The sequence below is a fragment of the Streptomyces sp. WG5 genome (assembly GCF_049974565.1).
Taxonomy (GTDB): domain Bacteria; phylum Actinomycetota; class Actinomycetes; order Streptomycetales; family Streptomycetaceae; genus Streptomyces.
Genome location: NZ_JBNGGC010000003.1, coordinates 258,932 through 278,008 on the forward strand (window position 1 = coordinate 258,932; position 19,077 = coordinate 278,008).

A 19,077-nucleotide genomic window follows, 5' to 3' on the forward strand; every position below is an offset into this window, starting at 1 on the left:
GGAGGCAGCCGGCCGCCCGCCCGCCGTAGCGTGCGCTCACATGACCGTTCTTGTGCGTGACCTGCGTCCCGATGATGCGGCCGACGTCGCGGCCTTCGCCCATGTCCGCCACGCCGCCCTGCCGTTCATCCTGTGGACGCCCGAGGCCATCGTCCACCGGCTCGTCCACACCCACCCGGACGCCCGGAGCCGGTCCCTCGTCGCGGAGGAGGACGGGGAGACGATCGGCACGGCGCAGATCGGGCTGGTGCACGACAGCCCGGAGCCCGGACAGGCGTACCTCAACATCTACGTCCACCCGGACAGGGCAGGGCGCGGCGCCGGCGGGCTGCTGGTGCGTACGGCGGAGGAGTACCTGGCCACCGAGGGGGCGACGAAGCTGTTCGCCTGGGTGCTGGACCATCCCGCCAGCCTGGCCTTCGCCGAGCGGCACGGCTACACACGGCGGCGCTCCGGTCACTTCCTCCGCCTCGACCTGGCGAACGGCGCGCTCCCGCCCCTGCCGCCCACTCCCCCGGGCGTCGAACTGCGCACCGCCGCCGACTACGCCGACGACCCCCGCCCGATGTTCGAGCTGGACGCCCGGACGCTGGAGGACGAACCGAGCGACGTCGACGTCGAGTTCACGGACTACGAGGCCTGGCTCGCGGAGACCTGGCGGCACCCGCTGCTGAACCGCGAACTGACCACGGTCGCGGTCGTCGACGGCCGCCCCGTCGCCTTCAGCGTCGCCTACACCGACGGCGGCACCCGCTACTCGACCGCCATGACGGGCACCGTCCGCGCCCACCGCGGCCGGGGTCTCGCCAAACTCACCAAGACCGACTCCCTGTACCGGGCCCGCGCCGCCGGGTACACACAGGCGTTCACGGGCAACGACACCGGCAACGGGCCGATGCTCGCCATCAACAAGTGGCTCGGGTACGAGATCTGCGGGACGGAGGTGCGCCATGTCCGCGAACTCGGCTGAGACGCCGGGCGTGGTGGACGTCGTCCTGGTCAAGGCGGGCCGTACGAAGATCCGGTACGCGGGCGAGCTGCTGCACGACGACGGCACCCGCCTCGCCGTCCGCGCCCCCTGGGCCGGTGCCGGCGTCCGCGACTTCGGCTTCGTGCGCTTCGAGCCCGGTGACGTGTTCACCGAGTACTACTGGCGCGACCGCTGGTACTCCGTGAAGGAGGTCCGGACCGGCACCGGCGCGCTGAAGGGCTGGTACTGCGACATCACCCGCCCCGCCGTACCGACCGGCGCGGAGCTGGTCGTGGAGGACCTCGACCTGGACCTGTGGCGCTCCGCGGACGGCACGGACGTACGGCGGCTGGACGAGGACGAGTTCGCCGGGAGCGGGCTGGCGGTGCGGGACCCCGAGGCCGCTGCCGCCGCCGTGGCCGCGCTGGACGAGCTGGAGCGGCTGGCCCGCGGGGGCGGCTTCGAGGACCTGCTGAGACAGCACGGACCGCCCGTCCCGTTCCCGGCCAGGACCGGCCGCCCGCCGGCGGTGCCGCGGCGTCACCGTTGAGGAACACCGCGTCACGACCGGCGAGTCCGGCCGGGTCGGTTCCAGCGCGGCGGGGACAGGCCGCACGCCGGTGACGCGGTGTCGCTGCCCGGCCGCGAGGAGCGGCGGAGGCCGCGCCGGCGCCGCAGCCCGTCCGGCTCGTCACCGAAGGCGGCGGCCCGCGCCCCCCGGTCGACACCCGGCGTGATCGTCCCGTCACCGTCGTTCGCCATGCCGCCCAGAGTGACACCCGCCACTGACAACAGCACTGGCACAACAGGAACCGGCACAACAGAGTTGGCACAACAGGACTGCGACAGCACTGACAACAGCACGGGCAGGGGAATCGAGACGCCGGATCGTGACACCCGCCACTGACAGCCATGCTTCGATGGGCAAGTCTCGGGGAAAGGGTCTACCTCCGTGAGAACGCGGAACCCGGTGGATCCGTAAGGAGGCAGCCATGCGCCGTCTGACCGTGCACAAGCCCCTGAAGAAGACCGACGCCCGCCGTGTCCGCGAGGAGGCCGACGAGCGCCCCTCGGGACGCCCGGAGGTCCGCAAGGACATCGCGCGCACGTGGTGGCCGGACAACTGACCGGGCCGGTCACGTCATGAGACGTGTCAGAGCAGTCGCTTGCGGTAGTGGACGCGGTCGTAGGGCCCGTCCACTCGACGTTCCACGACCTCGTACCCGTACTTCGGGTAGATCTGCTGGTTCTCGCGCATCATCGCGTTCGTGTAGAGCCTGATCTCGGACAGGCCCAGCGCCCGCGCGCGTGCGTCCACGAAGCGCAGCAGCCGTCGCCCCACGCCACTGCCGTGCGCGTCGGGGTGGACGGCGATGCTGTCGAGGAAGAGATGGTCCGCGAACACCTCCAGGACCACAAGGCCCACGACGGGCTCGCCCGTGACGAACACCTTCCCCCCGGCCACGTTCGCCGCGTGGTCCGCCTCCATGGGCTGCGGCACCACCCCGATGCGCTCGATGTAGGGGTGGTAGGCGGCGTCGGTGACGGCCCTCACCGCCAGTACGTCCGCGGTGACCGCCTGCCGGATCTGCTCTCGTTCCATGCCGCGAACGGTAGCTACCTCAGCGCAGCCTGAGCACTCCCTTAACGCGACCATAAGGATCTCCGCCGCCCGCGTCCGACAGGGGATTTCACGGTTTCCCGGGGCTAGCTTGCTGGTCAACCCCACGGGTTCCGGCCCGAGTTCGCGCATCCCCAGTGACCGTTTCGAGGAGTTCCCCATGCCCGCACCCTCCGCGCCCCGCAGGGTCGCCGCCGTCGCCGTCGCCGGCCTCGCCCCGCTTGCCCTGACCACGCTGGCCGCCGCCCCCGCGTCCGCGCACGGTTCGATGGGCGACCCGGTCAGCCGGGTCTCGCAGTGCCACGCCGAGGGCCCCGAGAACCCGAAGTCCGACGCGTGCAAGGCGGCCGTCGCGGCCGGCGGCACCCAGGCGCTGTACGACTGGAACGGCATCCGCATCGGCAACGCCGCCGGCAAGCACCGGGAGCTGATCCCGGACGGCAAGCTGTGCAGCGCCAACGACCCGGCCTTCAAGGGCATGGACCTGGCCCGCGGCGACTGGCCCGCGACCAGCGTGAGCAGCGGCCCGTACACCTTCAAGTACCGCGTGACCGCCCCGCACAAGGGCACCTTCAAGGTGTACATCACCCAGCCCGGGTACGACCCGGCGCAGCCGCTGGGCTGGGGTGACCTGGATCTGTCCGCCCCGGTGGCGACGGTCACCGACCCGGCCGCCACGGGCGGCTTCTACACCTTCTCCGGCACCCTTCCCGAGCGCTCCGGCAAGCACCTGCTGTACGCGGTGTGGCAGCGCTCGGACAGCCCGGAGGCGTTCTACTCCTGCTCCGACGTCTCCTTCGGCGGCGCCGACGGCGGCACGACGGGCGGCGACACGGCAAGCGGGGACACGGCGGACGGTGCCGCCCCGGCCCCCGAGGCCTCCGCCCCGTCCGAGGAGCAGATCGCGGCCGCGGCCGACAAGTCGACGATCGAGCACCACGGCCACGGCGACCAGGACGCCGAGACGACGACGGACCCGGCCGCCCCGGACGAGGTGTCCGACGCGGCGCCCGAAGCCGCTCCGGTGGACGGACCCAACCAGGTCGAGGCCGCCGGCGCGGGCACCGAGAGCCTCGCCGAGACCGGCGGGGACAGCAGCACGCCCTACATCGCGGTCGGCGGTGCCGCCGCCCTGGCCGTCGGCGCGGCCGTGCTGTTCGGGTCGGTGCGCCGACGGGCGCTGACGGGTGGCCGGCACGGCCGCTGACCCGGAACGCGGGGGAACGCGGGGCCTGTCCGGCGGCTCAGGCCGGACAGGCCCCGTTGCGGCGTGCCCGGGCGCCTGCCGGCCGACGGTCTCGGGTGACGGTCGTTCACCAGGCGGGCCGTATCCGCCCGCTGGGCGCCACACGCAGCAGACGGTCACGCAGCGCGCGGACCTCGCTCTCGCCCAGCACGTCGACCCACGCGCGAACGGCCTCCGCCGCCGCCTCCTCCGCGGCCCGCGTACAGGCCCACCCCGACTCGGTCAGTACGACCAGCCGGGCCCGCGCGTCGGCGGGGTGCGGCCGGCGTTCGACGTATCCCCTGCGGACCAGCTCGTCGACGAGCTGACTGGCAGCCTGCTTGGTCATCCCGAGGTGCGCGGCGAGTTCGGTGGCCGTCGCACCGTCCGGGGCCAGCCGGACGAAGGCGAAGCCGTGCGCGGGCCGTACTCCTTCGAAGCCGCGGGCGACGACACCCTCGTGGATGCGCTGCGTGAGCCCGCCGGCGGCGGCGAGCAGGGCGGCGGACAGGGCCATGGCGTCGGAGTTCTGCACGGGGGCATTGAAACACCCTTGACGTATTGGTCAACCAGCTTGACCATAGGGCCGTCATAGCAGTCAAGTGACTTGACCAATGAGCCCGCAGGAGCCCGCCATGCCCGTCGTCCGCTCGTCCGAAGCCGTCACCCACGAGATCCACGGCGCCCGTTTCGTCTCGTACGCCACTCCCCGCACCGGCAGCAAGGAGCTGTGCGCCTGGCGGGGCGAGATTCCGGCGGGCACGAAGGCGCCCGCTCACACCGTCGACCGGGAGGAGATCTTCCACCTGCTCAGCGGTGATCTGCTGATCACCCTGGACGGCCGCACCGAGCGCGTCACCGCGGGCGACACTGTGATCATCAACCCGGGGGCGACCCTCGCCGTCGAGAACCCGACCGACCGGACCGCGACCTCCTGGGTCACCACGTCCGTCGGCCTCCAGGCCGAGCTGGCCGACGGCACCCGGCTCACTCCCCCGTGGGCCAACTGACCCGCGGGGGCCTCACGCCGCCAGCGACCCCGGCATCACCGCCCTCGGCCCGAACTTCGCCCGCGCGCGGTCCGCGACCTCCTCGATCCGGCGGGCCTTCTCGTCCACCGGGTCGAAGGTGAGCTGGTGGGAGGCCTGTTCGGCGGGGGCCAGGCCCTCGGCGCGCAGGGAGAGCGAGCGGACCCGGGCGCGCTGGAGGCCGAGCGCCTCGTACATGTCGTACGCGGTCCGGGTCAGCGCCGCCGAGTGCGCGGTCGGCTCCTTCAGGGTGCGACTGCGGGTGGTCGCCGACCTGTCGGCGTAGCGCACGGTGAGAGTGAGGGTGCGGCACACCTTCTCCACGGCGCGCAGCCGTGCGCCCAGGTCCTCGGCGGCCGAGAGCAGGGCACGGCGGTGCCGGCCGGGGTCGAGTTCGTCGCGGGCGAAGGGGCGTTCGGCGGCCAGGGACCGCGAGACGCCGTTGGGCACGACCCGGCCGCGGTCGACGCCGTTCGCCTTCTCGTGCAGCTCGCGGCCTGCTTTCGCGCCGGCCAGCCGCTGGAGCGTGGACAACGGCGCGGCGGCCACCCGGCCGAGGGTGTCCAGGCCGTACTCGCACAGGGTGCGGGCGGTCGCGGTGCCGACGCCGGGCAGCGCGGCGACGGGCTTGCCGGCGAGGAAGTCCCGCTCCTCGCCCTCCGGCACCGCGCGGGTCAGTCCCGGCCGGGCGTCCCGCAGGGCCATGCGGGCGAGCATCGGGCCCGGACCGGCGCCGATCACGCAGTCGACGCCGTACAGCGCGAGGGCGCGGACGCGGATCACCGAGGCCAGTTCCACGGCGTCGCGGCCGAAGTACCGCTCGGCGCCGCGCAGGTCGGCCAGCGCCCCGTCCGGCGGGAGCGCCTCGACGACCGGCGTGAACTCCTCGAGCAATCCGAGCAGCTGGGGCAGGGCCGCCTCGTACATCGGCGGCAGCTGGAAACGTACGCAGAGGATCGTCATCCCGCACTCCCCGGACTCTGGTGCCACAACTTCCTTCCGACCGCGAGCCCTTCGCCCGCGGGCCGCAGATCGGCCCAGGGGTGCATCTCGTACCCCGTGGACATGCGGATGCGCCGCTGCTCCATCGGGTCCTGGGCCGCGGAACCCGTCGGCGCGGGCTGCCCGTCCGAACCGGCGAGGCGTCTGCGCGCCGGACCGCCCCCGGGGTCGCGGTCCTGGCTTCCGACCGCTCCGGCCAGCCGGGCCGCGACGCCCTCCAGCCCCTCCTCCCGGCGCACCTCCAGCAGGTCGGCGAGGTTCCATGCGGCGGCGCCGACCACGCTGAGGCTGCGCGGGCCCCGGCGCTGCACCACCCCGCGCACCAGCAGCAGCCAGGAGTGGAAGACGGTGTGCGCGCAGGCGTCGTGGGAGTCGTCGAAGAAGGCGAGGTCGACCAGGCCGGTGCCGTCGTCCAGGGTGGAGAAGATGACCCGCCGGCCGGAGCGGACCGGCGGCGTCTGGGTGGCCGCCTTGGCTCCCGCGACCAGCACCGTCTCCCCGTGCCGGGCGTCGCGCAGCCGCTTGGCCGACATGACGCCCAGCTCGTTCAGGAAGGTGCGGTGGTCGTCCATCAGGTTGCGCGAGGCGTCCATGGAGAGCACGCCCAGTTCGGCGCTGAGCTTCTCCGCCGAGGTGAGGTCGGGCAGTCCGGCGGAAGCGGTCCTCCGTCCGCCGGAGAGCGGGAGCTGGTCGCCGCGTCCGCCCCGGGCGCCGCGGTGCAGTTCGGTCAGGTGCAGTTGCAGGTCGCGGCGGTTGGCGCCGAACGCGTCCAGCGCGCCGACCTGGGCGAGCCGCCCGGCCAGCGGCCTGCTGGGGCGGGCCCGTTCCCAGAAGTCGAGCAGGGAGGCGTACGGCTGCCCCTCGGCGATCCTTTCCGCCTCGGCCTCGCTGATGCCGTGCACGTCGCAGAGGGCCAACCGTAGCCCCCACACCCGTGATTCAGACACCAGTTCGATCCTGTGTGCGACCCCCGACTTGTTCACGTCCAACGGCAGGACCGGCACCCCGCGCCGCCGCGCGTCCGCCAGCAGCAGCCGCTTGGGGTACATGCCGGGGTCGTGCGTGAGCAACCCGGCGTAGAAGGCGGCCGGGTGGTGCGCCTTCAGCCACGCCGACTGGTACGTCGGCACGGCGAAGGCGACGGCGTGCGCCTTGCAGAAGCCGTACGAGCCGAAGGCCTCGACGATCTCCCAGGTCCGCTGAATCGTTTCCGCGTCGTATCCGTTCGCCGCCGCGTGCTGCGCGAACCACACCTTGATCCGCCCCTGCGACTCCGGGTCGGACAGCCCGCGCCGCACCCGGTCGGCCTCGCCGCGTCCGCAGCCGGTCATGATGTCCACGATGTCGATGATCTGCTCGTGGAAGACGACGACCCCGTACGTCCCCTCCAGCGGCTCCGCCAGGTCCTCGTGCGGGTAGCGCACCGGCGCCCGCCCGTGCCGGGCCTCGATGAACGGCCGCACCATGTCGGCGGCGACCGGGCCGGGCCGGAAGAGCGAGATGTCGACCACGAGGTCGTGGAAGGTCGACGGCTGGAGCCGTCCGACCAGGTCCCGCTGCCCCGGCGACTCGATCTGGAAGCAGCCCAGCGTCTCGGCGGAGCGGATCAGCCGGTACGTCGCCGGGTCGCCCTCCGGTACGGCGTCCAGGTCGATCTCGGCACCCGTCGCCCGCTTCACCTCGGTGACCGCGTGCGCCATCGCCGACTGCATCCGCACGCCGAGCACGTCCAGCTTGAGCAGCCCGAGGTCCTCGACGTCGTCCTTGTCGAACTGCGCCATGGGGAAGCCCTCGCCGCTGGTCGGCACGACCGGCGTGCGGGAGAGCAGGGAGGCGTCGGAGAGGAGCACGCCGCAGGGGTGCATGGCGACGCCGCGCGGGAGGGCGTCGAGGCCCTCCACCAGCTCCCACAGCTTCCCGTACCTCTCCTTCTCCCCCGCCAGCTCCCTCAGCTCGGGCAGCTCCTCCAGGGCCGCGCGGGCGTCGCGGGCGCGGATGTGCGGGAAGGACTTGGCGACGCGGTCGATCTCGGCCGGGTCCATGGACAGGGCGGCGCCGACGTCGCGGATGGCGTGGCGCACGCGGTACGTCTCCGGCATGGCGACCGTGGCGACCCGCTCGGTGCCGAAGCGGCCGATGATCGCGCGGTAGACCTCCAGGCGGCGCGCGGACTCCACGTCGATGTCGATGTCGGGCAGCACGACCCGCTCCCTGGACAGGAACCGCTCCATCAGCAGCCCGTGCTCGACCGGGTCGGCGTGCGCGATGCCGAGGAGGTGGTTGACGAGCGAGCCGGCGCCGGAGCCGCGCGCGGCGACCCGGATGCCCATGTCCCGTACGTCGTCCACCACTTGGGCGACGGTGAGGAAGTACGAGGCGAAGCCGTGGTGGGCGATGATGTCCAGCTCGTGGTGCATCCGCTCCCAGTAGCGCCGCGCGCCGGGTGAACGGTCGTAGCCGCGCCGCACCATGCCCGCCGCCGCCCGGGAGGCGAGCGCCCGCTGGGCGGTGCGGCGGCCGGCGCCGACGAGGTGCGGCTCGGGGAAGTGGACGGCGCCCATGCCGAGGTCGTCCTCGGGGTCGACCAGGCACTCGGCGGCGGTCGCCTGCGTCTGCTCCAGCAGGCGGTGGGCCGTGTCACGGCGGAAGCCCGCGGCCTCCACGACGCGCTCGGCGGCGTGCCGCATGGCGTCCGGGCCCTTGAGCCAGGCCTCGCCGGAGTCCAGTTCCTTGGTGGCGTCGATGGGGACGAGGCGGCGAGCGGCGTCCAGCACGTCGGCGACCTGGCCCTGGCCGGGGTCGGCGTAGCGGACGGCATTGGAGAGCACCGGCCGGATGCCCTGCTCGGCGGCGAAACCGACGGTACGGGCGGCCAGGCGCAGGGAGCCGGGGCCGGTCCCCTCGCGGCCGTGCCAGACGGCTTCCAGGCGCAGGGCGTCGCCGTAGCCCTCCCGCCAGGGGGCGAGGAGCCGGGCCGCGCGGTCGGGGCGGCCGGCGGTGAGGGCGCGGCCGACGTCGGAGTCGGGGCCGAGCAGGACGGTCAGGCCGTCGGCGTGGTTGTCGGCCCAGGACAGGAGGGGTGTGCCCTCCGCGGCGTGGGCCGCGGAGACCAGCCTGCACAGGTCGGCCCAGCCGCGGGCACCGTCCCGGGCGAGGAAGGCCACCCGCGGGGCCGACTCGTCGACGAAGGCACCGCCGCGCACGGGGGCGCGGCGCCGGTCACGGCGTACAGAGGTCTCCGTGCGGTCCGCTTCCGGCTCGGGGGCGGCCACCGCCAGCTCCGCGCCGAACAGCGGACGGACGCCCGCCTTCGCGCAGGCCTTGGCGAAGCGGACCGTGCCCGCGAGGGTGTCGCGGTCGGTGAGGGCGAGGGCGTCCATGCCCCGCTCGACGGCGCGCACGGCCAGCCGCTCCGGGTGGGAGGCGCCGTAGCGGGCGGAGAACCCGGAGACGGTGTGCAGATGCGTGAAACCCGGCACACGCACCTCCCGATCTCATGAACCGACGCCTTATCGAACGTCTGTTCCCAACTACCTCACCCCCACCATAGACCAATTTTCGAATGCGTGTGCGACATCCGTTCGGCCCCGCCCCACCTGCGCAAACGCCCGCGGCCCCGGACCGTGGGGACATGTCCCACACCCCGGCCACCGGCACCCGGAGCGGCTCCTTCCGCGACGAGGTGAAGGACGCCGTCACCCCGCGGGCCACCCTGCTCGTGCTCGGGGTGATCGCGCTCCAGCTGCTGTTCATCGCCTCCTACGTGGGGGCGCTGCACGACCCGAAACCGAAGGACGTGCCCTTCGGGGTGGTCGCGCCCCCGGCGGCCGCCGAGCAGACGGTGAGCAGGCTGGAGCGGCTGCCCGGGTCACCGCTGGATCCGCGCACGGTGGCCGGCGCGTCGAGTGCCCGGCAGCAGATCAAGGACCGGGAGATCGACGGCGCCCTGATCGTCGACCCCTCCGCCGGCACCGACACCCTGCTGGTCGCCTCCGGCGGCGGCACCGTCCTCGCCACCACCCTGGAGAGCCTCGTCGCCGAGGTGGAGCGGGCCGAGGGCCGCACGGTGCGGACCGTCGACGTGGCCCCGGCCTCCCCCCACGACTTCGACGGGCTGTCGTCCTTCTACCTGGTCGTGGGCTGGTGCGTCGGCGGCTATCTGTGCGCCTCGATCCTGGCGATCAGCACCGGCGCCCGGCCGGCCAACCCGCACCGCGCGGCGATCCGGCTGATCGTGATGGCCCTGGTGTCGATCGTCGGCGGGCTCGGTGGCGCGGTGATCGTCGGGCCGATCCTCGGCGCGCTGCCCGGCAGCGTGGTGGATCTGTGGGGGCTCGGCGCACTGATCACCTTCGCGGTGGGCGCCGCCACGCTCGCCCTCCAGGGCGTCTTCGGGATCGTCGGCATCGGGCTGGCGATCCTGCTGGTGGTGGTCGCGGGCAACCCGAGCGCGGGCGGCGCCTTCCCGCTGCCGATGCTGCCGCCGTTCTGGCAGGCGATCGGACCGGCACTGCCGCCGGGCGCGGGGACGTGGGCGGCCCGCTCGATCGCCTACTTCCAGGGCAACGACACGACCGTCTCCCTGCTGGTGCTGTGGGCGTGGGCGGTCGCGGGGACGCTGATCACGGTGCTGGCGTCCGTGCTGCGCCTCAGGCGGCAGGAGCCGGAACTGCCCACGCAGGCCGGCTGACCCGCGTCGCACGCGGAAGCTCGGCCGTACACGGCGGAAGTCCCCGCCGTACACACGCGGAAGCCCCGCCCCTCGCGCGCGGGACGGGACTTCTGCCTGCGATGTGTGTGCGCTCAGCCGATCTGCGTACCGGTGGCCGACAGGGCCTCCGTCACCGGCTGGAAGAAGGTCTGGCCGCCCGAGGTGCAGTCGCCGCTGCCGCCGGAGGTGAGGCCGACCGCCTGGTCGCCCGAGAAGAGCGAGCCGCCGCTGTCACCGGGTTCGGCGCAGACGTCGGTCTGTATCAGGCCGTTGACGATGTCGCCGTTGCCGTAGTTGACGGTGGCCTCCAGGCCGGTGACCGTACCGGAGTGCACCTGGGTGGTGGAGCCGCTGCGGGTCACCTGCATGCCGACGGTGGCGTCGGCGGCACCCGAGATGGCCTGGGCGGAGCCGTCGTAGAGGTTCACCTCGCTCGGGTGGTCCACCTCGGCGGTGTACTTGACCAGACCGTAGTCGTCGCCCGGGAAGCTGGACGCCTCGTTCTCGCCGATCACGTTCCCGGAGGAGTCCGACCAGGTGGTGATGCCCTCGGTGCAGTGGCCGGCGGTGAGGAAGTACGGCTCCCCGCCCTTGCTCACGTTGAAGCCGAGGGAGCAGCGCCCGCCGTTGCCGGTGATGGCGTCGCCGCCCGCGACGAAGGGACGGTACTCACCGTTGGTCCGCTTGAGCTCGGCCTTGGCGCCCAGCCCGTCGACCACCTCGGTCAGCTTGGCCCACTCGGCCTTCGAGACCGTGCGGTCGGCGGTGACGACGACCTTGTTGGTGGTCGGGTCGGTCGCCCAGGAGGTGCCCGGGATGGTGGCGTCCTCGGCGAGGGTGGTGCGCGCGCTCTTCAGCTCGGCGAGCGAGTTCTCGACGATTCTCGCCTTGGCGCCGGCCTCCTCGACGGTCTGCGCGGCGTTCTCGTCGAGCACGTTGACGACGAGGCTCTTCGCCTGCGCGTCGTAGTACGTGCCCGCCGCGTCGGTGCCGAGGTCGCCGAGCAGCGTGGAGGCGAGCTTTCCGGCCGCCGTGACCGACAGGGTCTCGGGGGCGGAGGCCTCCGGGGTCTCGCTGGCGTTCGCACTCTGGAAGGTGACTCCCGCGGCGACCAGCGCGGTGACTCCCGCGCCGATCACGGCGACCCGTCGCCCGGGTGTACGTCGGTGCTTCAACTCACGTCCTCCTGTGGGGGGTCGGCCCGGGAGGTTGTGGGGACCTCGCGGACCGGAAGGCTGGTTGACGAGCACTAACTCTTCCAACCCCACAGGGGGCACACAAGGTCGGCTTCAGGACGTGCGCACGACAACTCCAGCGCGCGCACACGACCTTCACCATTCATGTCCCTTCCAACAGGATTCGTGCGGCGAACACTCCAGCAAACGCTACGAGCAAGTAACCGAGAACCGGCCGGTCCGCCCCGCCCCCGTCCGGAATTCACCCCTTGCGCTCAGGCCTCCGCGTGTGCGTCTACACGCGGTGCTGGCCTCCGCGGGGCCTTCGGGTCCGGGCCGACGGGAAGCCCCCGCACACCGATCGGTGTGCGGGGGCTCGTCGTGCTGCCGGCTGCGCTCCGGCGGGCGGTTCAGGTGACGTTGACGCCGTAGGCGCTCAGGGCCTCCGTGACCGGCTGGAAGAACGTCGTACCGCCGGTACGGCAGTTGCCGCTGCCGCCGGAGGTCAGGCCGTACGCGGTGCCGTTGCTGCCGTAGAGCGGGCCGCCCGAGTCGCCGGGCTCGGCGCAGACCGTGGTCTGGATCAGCCCGCGGACGATGTCGCCGCCGCCGTAGTTGACGGTGGCGTTCAGGGCGGTGACCCGGCCGCTGTGGGTGCCGGTGGTGGAACCGTCGCGGATGACCGTGGTGCCCACGCTCGGGGTGGCCGCGCGGGTGATGTCCACACCGTTCGCGGTACCGGGCTTGCTGATGGAGCTGTTGGTGTACCGGACGATGCCGTAGTCGTTGCCCGGGAAGCTGGACGCGGCGGTCGAGCCGAGGACGGTGGTGCGCCCGGAGTTGGCGTACCAGGTCCCGGCCCCGGCGGTGCAGTGCCCGGCGGTCAGGAAGTAGTCGACGCCACTGCCGCTGCGGACGTTGAAGCCGAGGGAGCAGCGCCCGCTGTTCGAGTAGATGGCGTCGCCGCCCTGGATGAGCTTGCTGAACGTGCCGGGGGTCCGCTTGATCGTGAGCGCGCCGGCCTTGTCGCCGGCCTGCTCCTTGATCTTCGCGATCTCGGCCTGGGAGACCGTGCTGTCGACGGTGACGACCAGTCGGTCGCTCTTGCTGTCGATGGCCCAGGCGGTGCCCGGGACGTCGGCCTCGAGCACCGCGCTGCTGGCGCTGTTGAGCTCGGCGTCACTGAAGGTGGCCGGGGTGGGTGCCGCGTTCGCGCTGGGGATCGCGATCGCTGCCGCGGCCACGACGCCGGTGGATACGGCGATCAGCCGGGTCCGTCTCGTGATGCCGCTGCGGGGGGTGGTGCGCTTGATCCTCACTTGTCGTTCCTCCACTGGGGAAGTCGGGGGCCCTCTTCGTGGGGTGGGCCCGTGAGGCGCAGCCAGGGGTGGACGTCCGGGTTCCGAATGCGTCGTGCCCCTGACAAGCGCTGAGGTTGGAGTATTCGGCCGAACGACCGGTCGGCGCAAGAGTGCCTTTCGGCCTTCAACCTTTGGCCGACCCGTGCCGCACCGCTCCGCCCCGCCAACCCCCGCCGGACCTCAGCGCAGTTCGCGCTCCCCCGCCTCGACGCGGGCCCCCAGGGTGTTCCCCGGCGGTGGGAAGGGGCAGACGAAGTGGTCGGCGAACGCGCACGGCGGCAGCAGCGCGCGGTTGAAGTCGACCGTCGTACGACCCTCGGCGTCCGGCGCGGCCGGACGCAGGAACCGGAAGCGGTAACTGGTGCTCCCGCTGGTGGCGTCGGCGAAGACGGCCCACAGCGAGCCGTCCCCCTCGACGCTCACCTGGAGCGTGAGTTCCCGCTCGCCCAGGCGGAAGGCCAGCTCTCCGCCCAGGGCGAGCCCGCGCTCCCGCCCGTCCGCGTTCGGCACCCGCACGCTGCGCTGCCCGGCGTCGTACGGCGTGAAGCGGCCCGGCACCGACCACCGCGGGTCGTACGGCGTGGCCGCGATGCCCCGGAACGCGCGCCGCGCCTCGGCGGCCGGGTCGAAGTCGCGCACGCCCCAGGCGCCCTCGCGCAGCAGGACGACGATCCGCCGCGCGCCGTACCCGACCCGGGCCGCGCTCGCGGGCCCCGGGTCGGGGGCGAGCCGGGCCGCACCGTCGAGCGGCCGCCCGTCCACGGTGAGCCCGTCCGCCTCGGCTGCCGTCAGCAGCACCGCGCCCTCACCGGCCGTCCACCTCCCGGGGATGTCCGGAAGCTGCCCGTCCGGATAGTCCTCCAGCCAGTACGTGCCGGTCAGGGCCAGCGGTCCGTAGGGCGCCGACACCGTCGCGATGCGCTGCTCGTGCCACCGCTTCCACTCACCGGATGCGTCCGTCGTCATGGAGGAAACCCTCGCACACCGGACCGCCTCAACAACTGCAACCGCAGTCGCAGCCGTCGCAGCCGCACCCGTCGTCGCCGCAGCAGTTGCCGCAGCAGTCGCAGCAGCTGCAGCAGTCGCCGCACCCGCTGCAGTCGCCGTTGGTACACGGCGACTGCTTGCGCTCCCCGCTCCAGGGGTCGTGGTACGTGCCGCAGCACATCTGGCACGTACAGGCCAGCCCCAGCCACACGGCGCACCCCGCGAGCAGCCCGCGCCGGTCCCGGCGCGGCGGCTCCGGGGGCACCGGCGCGCCGGGTCCCGCCGGGGTTCCGGGAGGGACGACGTACGGGTGGCTGCCGTGGGCGTGGGAGACGGTACCGAAGGCGCGGTCGACGGAGTTCCCCAGCTCGTGCACGAGCAGTCGGTGCACCAGCCGGCCGTCACCGAACTCGGCATCCCGCAGCGCGAGGCGCACCCCGCGCACGGCGTCGTCGGCCAGCCGCCGTGCCTCCGTGAGCGGGGTCCCCGTGGCGGTCAGCGGGTTCCAGGCGCCCGACGCGGCGTCAGCCTCCTTGTCCTCCACGGCGTCGAGGAGGTGGGCGAGCCTGCCGAAGAGGCGCCCCGCCTCGGCGAGCGGCTCGACGTTGTGCGGCCGCCCGGCGAGGCGCGCGGTGTGCGCGAACGCGGCGGCGGTGGCGGTCTCGGTGGGCTCGGTGACGGTGAGCAGGGGGGTGCCGGGCCCGGCGAGTGCCTCGATGCCGCCCTGCCGGTCCACGGCGTCGACCAGTACGGCGGTGTCGAACCCGACGGCACTGCCGCCGCGGGCGCCGGCGGCGTCCCAGCCGGTGGCGACCCGGCGGGCGGCGAGGGCCACCGGCCGGCGGGCCAGCACCCCGTCCCCGTCGGCGACATGGTCACGCACCTTGGCCGAGGCCAGCACCAGGGAGACGGCCGCCGCGAGCCGGGCGCCCTCACCGTGGGCGACGGAGGCGGTGCGCATTCCGCGCAGCGGACACGGCCCGGCCGTACGCCGCCCGGCGCCGGTGCCGCCACGGCCTGCCTGAGCTTCCGTCAGAACCGAAATCAGCAGCCCGTCGTAGTTCGTCACGATGCGCGCGAACTGGCCGTGATCCTTGCGCAGTGCGAGGCACAACCCGCACAAATGCGCCATCCACTGACTCGCGAGGCTCTCCCCGAGCCGGTGCCTGCAAGGCCTGACGATTCCGAACACGACATTCCCCCGTGCCTCGTACGATGCTGAGCTGCGGCATCGTACCGACCGGCGCGTTCACCCGTACGCACCCTCCCTCACCCGTCCGCCGGGAAGAATCATATTTCACTCACAGTCAGCATCCGTTTGGGGAAAGACCCTTGGGACACAAGGACTCTCGACGGATTCGCTGTGCACCAGTACCGTCACAAACCCCCCGGGCGGCGTCTATCCACTTGGCGCGACGTCCGCATCATGGATGACCATAGGGATGCGGAAACACGAAAGACCGCTGTGAGAGGAGGCGTCCATGGGATCGGTACGCAAGGCGAGTGCGTGGCTCGGCCTCGTCGACGACAACGATGACGAGCGCTACTACGACGACGACTACTCCGAGGGCACCGAATCCGGGGACGCCTGGGTCACGGACCCGCGGGTGAAGGTGGCCACGGACGTGGCCGAGGAGAAGGGCCGCCGCATCGCCACGGTCACTCCGGACAGCTTCCGGGACGCACGGGCCATCGGCGAGCTGTTCCGGGACGGCGTCCCGGTCATCGTGAACCTGACGGCCATGGAGGGCACCGACGCCAAGCGCGTGGTCGACTTCGCGGCCGGGCTGATCTTCGGCCTGCGCGGTTCCATCGAGCGGGTGTCCACCCGGGTGTTCCTGCTGAGCCCGGCCGACACCCAGGTCATCAGCGGCGAGTCGGCCGCGCACCGTTCCGACGGTTTCTTCAACCAGAGCTGAGGCGGGGCCGCACACCACGGCCCCGCCCCCGCAGCCCTACCGGAAGGCGTCCAGTCCGGTGAGGGCCTTGCCCAGCACCAGCTGGTGCATCTCGACGGTGCCCTCGTAGGTGAGCACCGATTCCAGGTTCGTCGCGTGCCGCATCACGGGGTATTCGAGGGAGATCCCGTTGGCGCCGAGGATCGTGCGGGCCGTACGGCAGATGCCGATGGCCTCGCGTACGTTGTTGAGCTTGCCGAAGCTGACCTGCTCGGGACGCAGGCGGCCGGCGTCCATGCGCCGCCCGAGGTGGTGGGCGAGCAGAATCCCCTTGTGCAGTTCGACCGCCATGTCGGCGAGCTTGGCCTGGGTCAGCTGGAAGGCGCCGATGGGCCGCCCGAACTGCTCCCGCGTCTTCGCGTACTCCACGGCCGCCTCGAAGGAGCTGCGGGCCGCGCCCATCGCGCCCCAGACGATGCCGTAGCGGGCGTGGGAGAGGCAGCTGAGCGGTCCGCGCAGTCCGGCGGCCTCCGGGAGTACGGCGTCGGCGGGCAGCCGTACGCCGTCGAGGACGAGCTCGCTGGTGACGCTGGCCCGCAGCGACCACTTGTGCTTGATCTCGGGCGCGGAGAAACCGGGACGGTCGGTGGGCACGACGAAGCCGCGGATCCCGTCCTCGGTCTGCGCCCAGACGACGGCGACACCGGCCACCGACCCGTTGGTGATCCACATCTTCCGCCCGTCGAGCACCCAGTCCCCGCCGTCGCGCTTGGCACGGGTGCGCATGCCGGCGGGGTCGGAGCCGTGGTCGGGCTCGGTCAGCCCGAAGCAGCCGATGACCTCACCGGCGGCCATGCGCGGCAACCAGGCCTGCTTCTGCTCCTCACTGCCGAAGCGGTGGATGGCGTACATGGCGAGGGAGCCCTGCACGGACACCAGGGACCGGATCCCGGAGTCGGCCGCCTCCAGCTCCAGGCAGGCCAGTCCGTACTGCACGGCACTCGCGCCGGCGCAGCCGTGGCCCTGGAGCGACATGCCCAGCGCGCCGATGCCGCCGAGCTCGCGGGCCAGTTCCCGGACGCCGGGCAGCTCGCCCTGCTCGTACCAGTCCGCGACGTACGGCAGCACGCGGTCCGCCGCCCAGTCCCGCACGGTGTCCCGGACCGCCAGGTCCTCCGGCTCCAGGAGGTCGTCGATGCCGAGCGGGTCGGCGGGATCGAACGCGGGCAACGTGGGGGACGAGGCCATGGGACACCCTCCGGGACGTGAAACTAGCGCTGCTAGTTACGGTTCTCGTGCCGACGTTACGACGCGCCGCTTCGCGCGTCCACCATGCGTCTTCCCCGCACGCACCGCCCGCTCGCCCCTGCCCCACCGCGCCGGCCGCGGCACGCCCCCGCGGACGACGTCACCGGGTGACGGACCGCAATCGGGGGGTGCGCGGATGCGGAGACCGAAGCGCTCACACCGAGACCCGTGACTCCACCGCGTCCCGAGGCGCAGGCACGGAGACCCCCTCGCACTGCATCCCCCGCGGCAACCGCGACGCCATCACCGCCCCCAGCAGCAACAACCCCGCACTCACCACCAGCGTCACATGCAGCCCGTGCACGAACGCGTCGGCGGCCGCCCGCCGCAGAGCGACCCCCGCGGGCCCCCCGAGCTGCGCGGCGACCTCGTACGCCTCCCCCAGCGAGTGCCCCGCCGCCGCCGAAGCCGAAGCCGGCACCCCGGGCACGCCGCCCGCCACTGCGGGCGTGTACGCCGCGTTCATCACGCTGCCCAGCAGGGCGATCCCGATCCCGGCCCCCAGCTGGTACGACGTCTCCCCGATCGCCGCCGCCCCGCCGGCCTGCTCCTGCGGCGCCTCGCTCAGCATCGACTCGTACGCCCCGAAGAGCGTCGTCTCCAGGCCGAAGCCGAGCAGCACGAACCCGGACAGCAGCAGCGCGCAGTTGTCGGCCCGGCCCATCGCCGTCAGCAGCAGCACCGCGAAGGCCGTCAGGCAGAACCCGGCGCACACCATCCGGCGCGGGCCGAACCGCCGCAGCATCCGCGCGCCCGCCAGCCCGGCAGCCATCGCCGCGAAGGTCAGCGGCAGCAGTCGCAGCCCGGTCTGGAGCGGGGACAGCCCGAGCACCAGCTGCAGATACTGCGCCGCGATCAGCTCCAGACCCACCAGCGCCAGCATCGCCAGCACGATGCACCCCACCGACGTACTGAACGCCGGCCGCCGGAACATCTCCAGGTCCACCAGCGGATGCGTACGCCGCCGCTGCCGCCGTACGAACGCGGCCAGCAGGGCCGCGCCCACCACCAGCGGCACCAGGGTGAGCACGCTCGCCACCGGCTCCCCGCCGCCCAGCCGCTTCACGCCCAGGACCACACCGAACAGGCCGCCGGCCGCCATCAGCGCGCCGACCACGTCCCAGGGCCCTCGGCCGTCGCCCTTCGACTCGGGCAGCAGCAGCCGCCCCAGCGGCAGGCTGACCAGCATCAGCGGGATGTTGACGAGGAAGACCGAGCCCCACCAGAAGTGCTCCAGCAGGAAGCCGCCGAGCAGTGGCCCGACCGCCGCGCCGACCGCGGCCACGGCGCTCCAGACGCCGATGGCCAGCGCCCTCTCCCGGCGGTCGGGGAAGACCTGCCGGAGGATCGACAGCGTCGCCGGCATGATCATCGCGCCGCCGACGCCGAGCAGCGCGCGCGCCATGATCAGGACCTGGGCGCTGTCGGCGAGGGCCGCCAGCGCGGAGGCGACGCCGAAGAGCGCGTAGCCGAGCAGCAGGACGCGTCTGCGTCCCACCCGGTCGCCCAGCGTGCCGAACAGGATCAGCAGCGAGGCGCAGACGAGCGGGTAGACGTCGACGATCCAGAGCAGTTCGATCGCGCCGGGCCGCAGGTCCTCGGTGACGGCGGGGACCGCCACGTGCAGCACGGTCGCGTCGACGGCGACGAGCAGCAGGCTGACGCAGAGGACGACCAGGACCACCCAGCGGTTGGCACCGCCCCCGGCCGCCCGACGGCGCGGCGCGGCGGCAGCCGTGGTCGTCCCGGACATGTACGTACCTCCAAGATGTTCCCTCGCGCCCGGCGGGC

At 72.9% G+C, this 19,077-nt stretch carries 18 protein-coding genes; 7 read left to right on the top strand and 11 right to left on the bottom strand.

What is annotated here, in order from left to right; all coding sequences use genetic code 11:
- Positions 1-40: 40 nt before the first annotated feature.
- Both ACP4IX_RS04985 and ACP4IX_RS04990 read left to right on the top strand, forming a co-directional pair.
- Complete coding sequence (locus ACP4IX_RS04985) at positions 41-970, top strand: N-acetyltransferase family protein (protein ID WP_426554838.1); 930 nt, start codon at positions 41-43, stop codon at positions 968-970.
- Positions 951-1,520, top strand: a complete 570-nt coding sequence (locus ACP4IX_RS04990) for a DUF402 domain-containing protein (protein WP_426518456.1) — start codon at positions 951-953, stop codon at positions 1,518-1,520. The genes ACP4IX_RS04985 and ACP4IX_RS04990 overlap by 20 nt, the downstream gene beginning before the upstream one ends.
- Positions 1,521-1,531: 11 nt before the next feature.
- Here the strand turns inward: ACP4IX_RS04990 and ACP4IX_RS04995 are convergent, their stop codons facing one another.
- Positions 1,532-1,732, bottom strand: a complete 201-nt coding sequence (locus ACP4IX_RS04995; protein ID WP_426554839.1) for a hypothetical protein — start codon at positions 1,730-1,732, stop codon at positions 1,532-1,534.
- A gap of 230 nt (positions 1,733-1,962) precedes the next feature.
- Here ACP4IX_RS04995 and ACP4IX_RS05000 point away from each other — a divergent pair, with 230 nt between their 5' ends.
- The gene (locus ACP4IX_RS05000; RefSeq protein ID WP_398135216.1) at positions 1,963-2,097 is read left to right on the top strand and encodes a hypothetical protein; all 135 of its coding nucleotides are present in this window, start codon (positions 1,963-1,965) and stop codon (positions 2,095-2,097) included.
- A gap of 26 nt (positions 2,098-2,123) precedes the next feature.
- Here ACP4IX_RS05000 and ACP4IX_RS05005 read toward each other — a convergent pair whose 3' ends face one another.
- Positions 2,124-2,573: a GNAT family N-acetyltransferase gene (locus ACP4IX_RS05005; RefSeq protein WP_426554840.1), complete on the bottom strand. Its 450-nt coding sequence runs from the start codon at positions 2,571-2,573 to the stop codon at positions 2,124-2,126.
- Between the two features lie 178 nt (positions 2,574-2,751).
- Here ACP4IX_RS05005 and ACP4IX_RS05010 point away from each other — a divergent pair, with 178 nt between their 5' ends.
- Entirely contained in the window at positions 2,752-3,798 is a 1,047-nt protein-coding gene (locus ACP4IX_RS05010) for a lytic polysaccharide monooxygenase (RefSeq protein ID WP_426554842.1), read from the top strand.
- A gap of 106 nt (positions 3,799-3,904) precedes the next feature.
- Here the strand turns inward: ACP4IX_RS05010 and ACP4IX_RS05015 are convergent, their stop codons facing one another.
- Complete coding sequence (locus tag ACP4IX_RS05015) at positions 3,905-4,351, bottom strand: MarR family winged helix-turn-helix transcriptional regulator (RefSeq protein WP_426518448.1); 447 nt, start codon at positions 4,349-4,351, stop codon at positions 3,905-3,907.
- Between the two features lie 100 nt (positions 4,352-4,451).
- On the opposite strand from ACP4IX_RS05015, the gene ACP4IX_RS05020 reads away from it, so the two are divergent.
- Positions 4,452-4,826, top strand: coding sequence for a cupin domain-containing protein (locus ACP4IX_RS05020; RefSeq protein ID WP_426518446.1), 375 nt, complete (start codon positions 4,452-4,454; stop codon positions 4,824-4,826).
- A 12-nt stretch (positions 4,827-4,838) separates the two neighbouring features.
- Here the strand turns inward: ACP4IX_RS05020 and ACP4IX_RS05025 are convergent, their stop codons facing one another.
- Entirely contained in the window at positions 4,839-5,807 is a 969-nt protein-coding gene (locus ACP4IX_RS05025; RefSeq protein ID WP_426518444.1) for a DNA polymerase Y family protein, read from the bottom strand.
- Positions 5,804-9,325, bottom strand: coding sequence for a DNA polymerase III subunit alpha (locus ACP4IX_RS05030; RefSeq protein WP_426554843.1), 3,522 nt, complete (start codon positions 9,323-9,325; stop codon positions 5,804-5,806). The genes ACP4IX_RS05025 and ACP4IX_RS05030 overlap by 4 nt, the downstream gene beginning before the upstream one ends.
- 152 nt (positions 9,326-9,477) lie before the next feature.
- Here ACP4IX_RS05030 and ACP4IX_RS05035 point away from each other — a divergent pair, with 152 nt between their 5' ends.
- Positions 9,478-10,536, top strand: coding sequence for a DUF3533 domain-containing protein (locus tag ACP4IX_RS05035; protein ID WP_426554844.1), 1,059 nt, complete (start codon positions 9,478-9,480; stop codon positions 10,534-10,536).
- 113 nt (positions 10,537-10,649) lie between these two features.
- On the opposite strand, the gene ACP4IX_RS05040 is transcribed toward ACP4IX_RS05035, so the two are convergent.
- From ACP4IX_RS05040 to ACP4IX_RS05055, 4 genes are all read right to left on the bottom strand, one after another.
- A complete protein-coding gene (locus ACP4IX_RS05040) occupies positions 10,650-11,732 on the bottom strand; it encodes a S1 family peptidase (RefSeq protein ID WP_426554846.1) in 1,083 nt (360 codons plus the stop codon).
- Between the two features lie 410 nt (positions 11,733-12,142).
- Positions 12,143-13,051: a S1 family peptidase gene (locus ACP4IX_RS05045; RefSeq protein WP_426518436.1), complete on the bottom strand. Its 909-nt coding sequence runs from the start codon at positions 13,049-13,051 to the stop codon at positions 12,143-12,145.
- Between the two features lie 222 nt (positions 13,052-13,273).
- Positions 13,274-14,059, bottom strand: a complete 786-nt coding sequence (locus ACP4IX_RS05050; RefSeq protein ID WP_426518434.1) for a DUF1684 domain-containing protein — start codon at positions 14,057-14,059, stop codon at positions 13,274-13,276.
- 28 nt (positions 14,060-14,087) lie between these two features.
- A complete protein-coding gene (locus ACP4IX_RS05055) occupies positions 14,088-15,272 on the bottom strand; it encodes a DUF5685 family protein (RefSeq protein WP_426518432.1) in 1,185 nt (394 codons plus the stop codon).
- Positions 15,273-15,561: 289 nt separating this feature from the next.
- Here ACP4IX_RS05055 and ACP4IX_RS05060 point away from each other — a divergent pair, with 289 nt between their 5' ends.
- Positions 15,562-15,999, top strand: a complete 438-nt coding sequence (locus ACP4IX_RS05060) for a cell division protein SepF (protein WP_426518430.1) — start codon at positions 15,562-15,564, stop codon at positions 15,997-15,999.
- A 36-nt stretch (positions 16,000-16,035) separates the two neighbouring features.
- Here ACP4IX_RS05060 and ACP4IX_RS05065 read toward each other — a convergent pair whose 3' ends face one another.
- Both ACP4IX_RS05065 and ACP4IX_RS05070 read right to left on the bottom strand, forming a co-directional pair.
- Positions 16,036-17,226 carry an acyl-CoA dehydrogenase family protein gene (locus tag ACP4IX_RS05065; RefSeq protein ID WP_426518428.1) on the bottom strand — a complete coding sequence of 397 codons (1,191 nt, stop codon included), beginning with the start codon at positions 17,224-17,226 and terminating at the stop codon, positions 16,036-16,038.
- A 214-nt stretch (positions 17,227-17,440) separates the two neighbouring features.
- Positions 17,441-19,039 carry an MFS transporter gene (locus ACP4IX_RS05070; RefSeq protein WP_426554847.1) on the bottom strand — a complete coding sequence of 533 codons (1,599 nt, stop codon included), beginning with the start codon at positions 19,037-19,039 and terminating at the stop codon, positions 17,441-17,443.
- Between the last annotated feature and the right edge of the window lie 38 nt (positions 19,040-19,077).

Coding starts and splice junctions, on each gene's coding strand:
- ACP4IX_RS04985 (WP_426554838.1), top strand. CDS start 41: ATGACCGTTCTTGTGCGTGACCTGCGTCCCGATGATGCGGCCGACGTC.
- ACP4IX_RS04990 (WP_426518456.1), top strand. CDS start 951: ATGTCCGCGAACTCGGCTGAGACGCCGGGCGTGGTGGACGTCGTCCTG.
- ACP4IX_RS04995 (WP_426554839.1), bottom strand. CDS start 1,732: ATGGCGAACGACGGTGACGGGACGATCACGCCGGGTGTCGACCGGGGG.
- ACP4IX_RS05000 (WP_398135216.1), top strand. CDS start 1,963: ATGCGCCGTCTGACCGTGCACAAGCCCCTGAAGAAGACCGACGCCCGC.
- ACP4IX_RS05005 (WP_426554840.1), bottom strand. CDS start 2,573: ATGGAACGAGAGCAGATCCGGCAGGCGGTCACCGCGGACGTACTGGCG.
- ACP4IX_RS05010 (WP_426554842.1), top strand. CDS start 2,752: ATGCCCGCACCCTCCGCGCCCCGCAGGGTCGCCGCCGTCGCCGTCGCC.
- ACP4IX_RS05020 (WP_426518446.1), top strand. CDS start 4,452: ATGCCCGTCGTCCGCTCGTCCGAAGCCGTCACCCACGAGATCCACGGC.
- ACP4IX_RS05025 (WP_426518444.1), bottom strand. CDS start 5,807: ATGACGATCCTCTGCGTACGTTTCCAGCTGCCGCCGATGTACGAGGCG.
- ACP4IX_RS05035 (WP_426554844.1), top strand. CDS start 9,478: ATGTCCCACACCCCGGCCACCGGCACCCGGAGCGGCTCCTTCCGCGAC.
- ACP4IX_RS05050 (WP_426518434.1), bottom strand. CDS start 14,059: ATGACGACGGACGCATCCGGTGAGTGGAAGCGGTGGCACGAGCAGCGC.
- ACP4IX_RS05060 (WP_426518430.1), top strand. CDS start 15,562: ATGGGATCGGTACGCAAGGCGAGTGCGTGGCTCGGCCTCGTCGACGAC.
- ACP4IX_RS05065 (WP_426518428.1), bottom strand. CDS start 17,226: ATGGCCTCGTCCCCCACGTTGCCCGCGTTCGATCCCGCCGACCCGCTC.
- ACP4IX_RS05070 (WP_426554847.1), bottom strand. CDS start 19,039: ATGTCCGGGACGACCACGGCTGCCGCCGCGCCGCGCCGTCGGGCGGCC.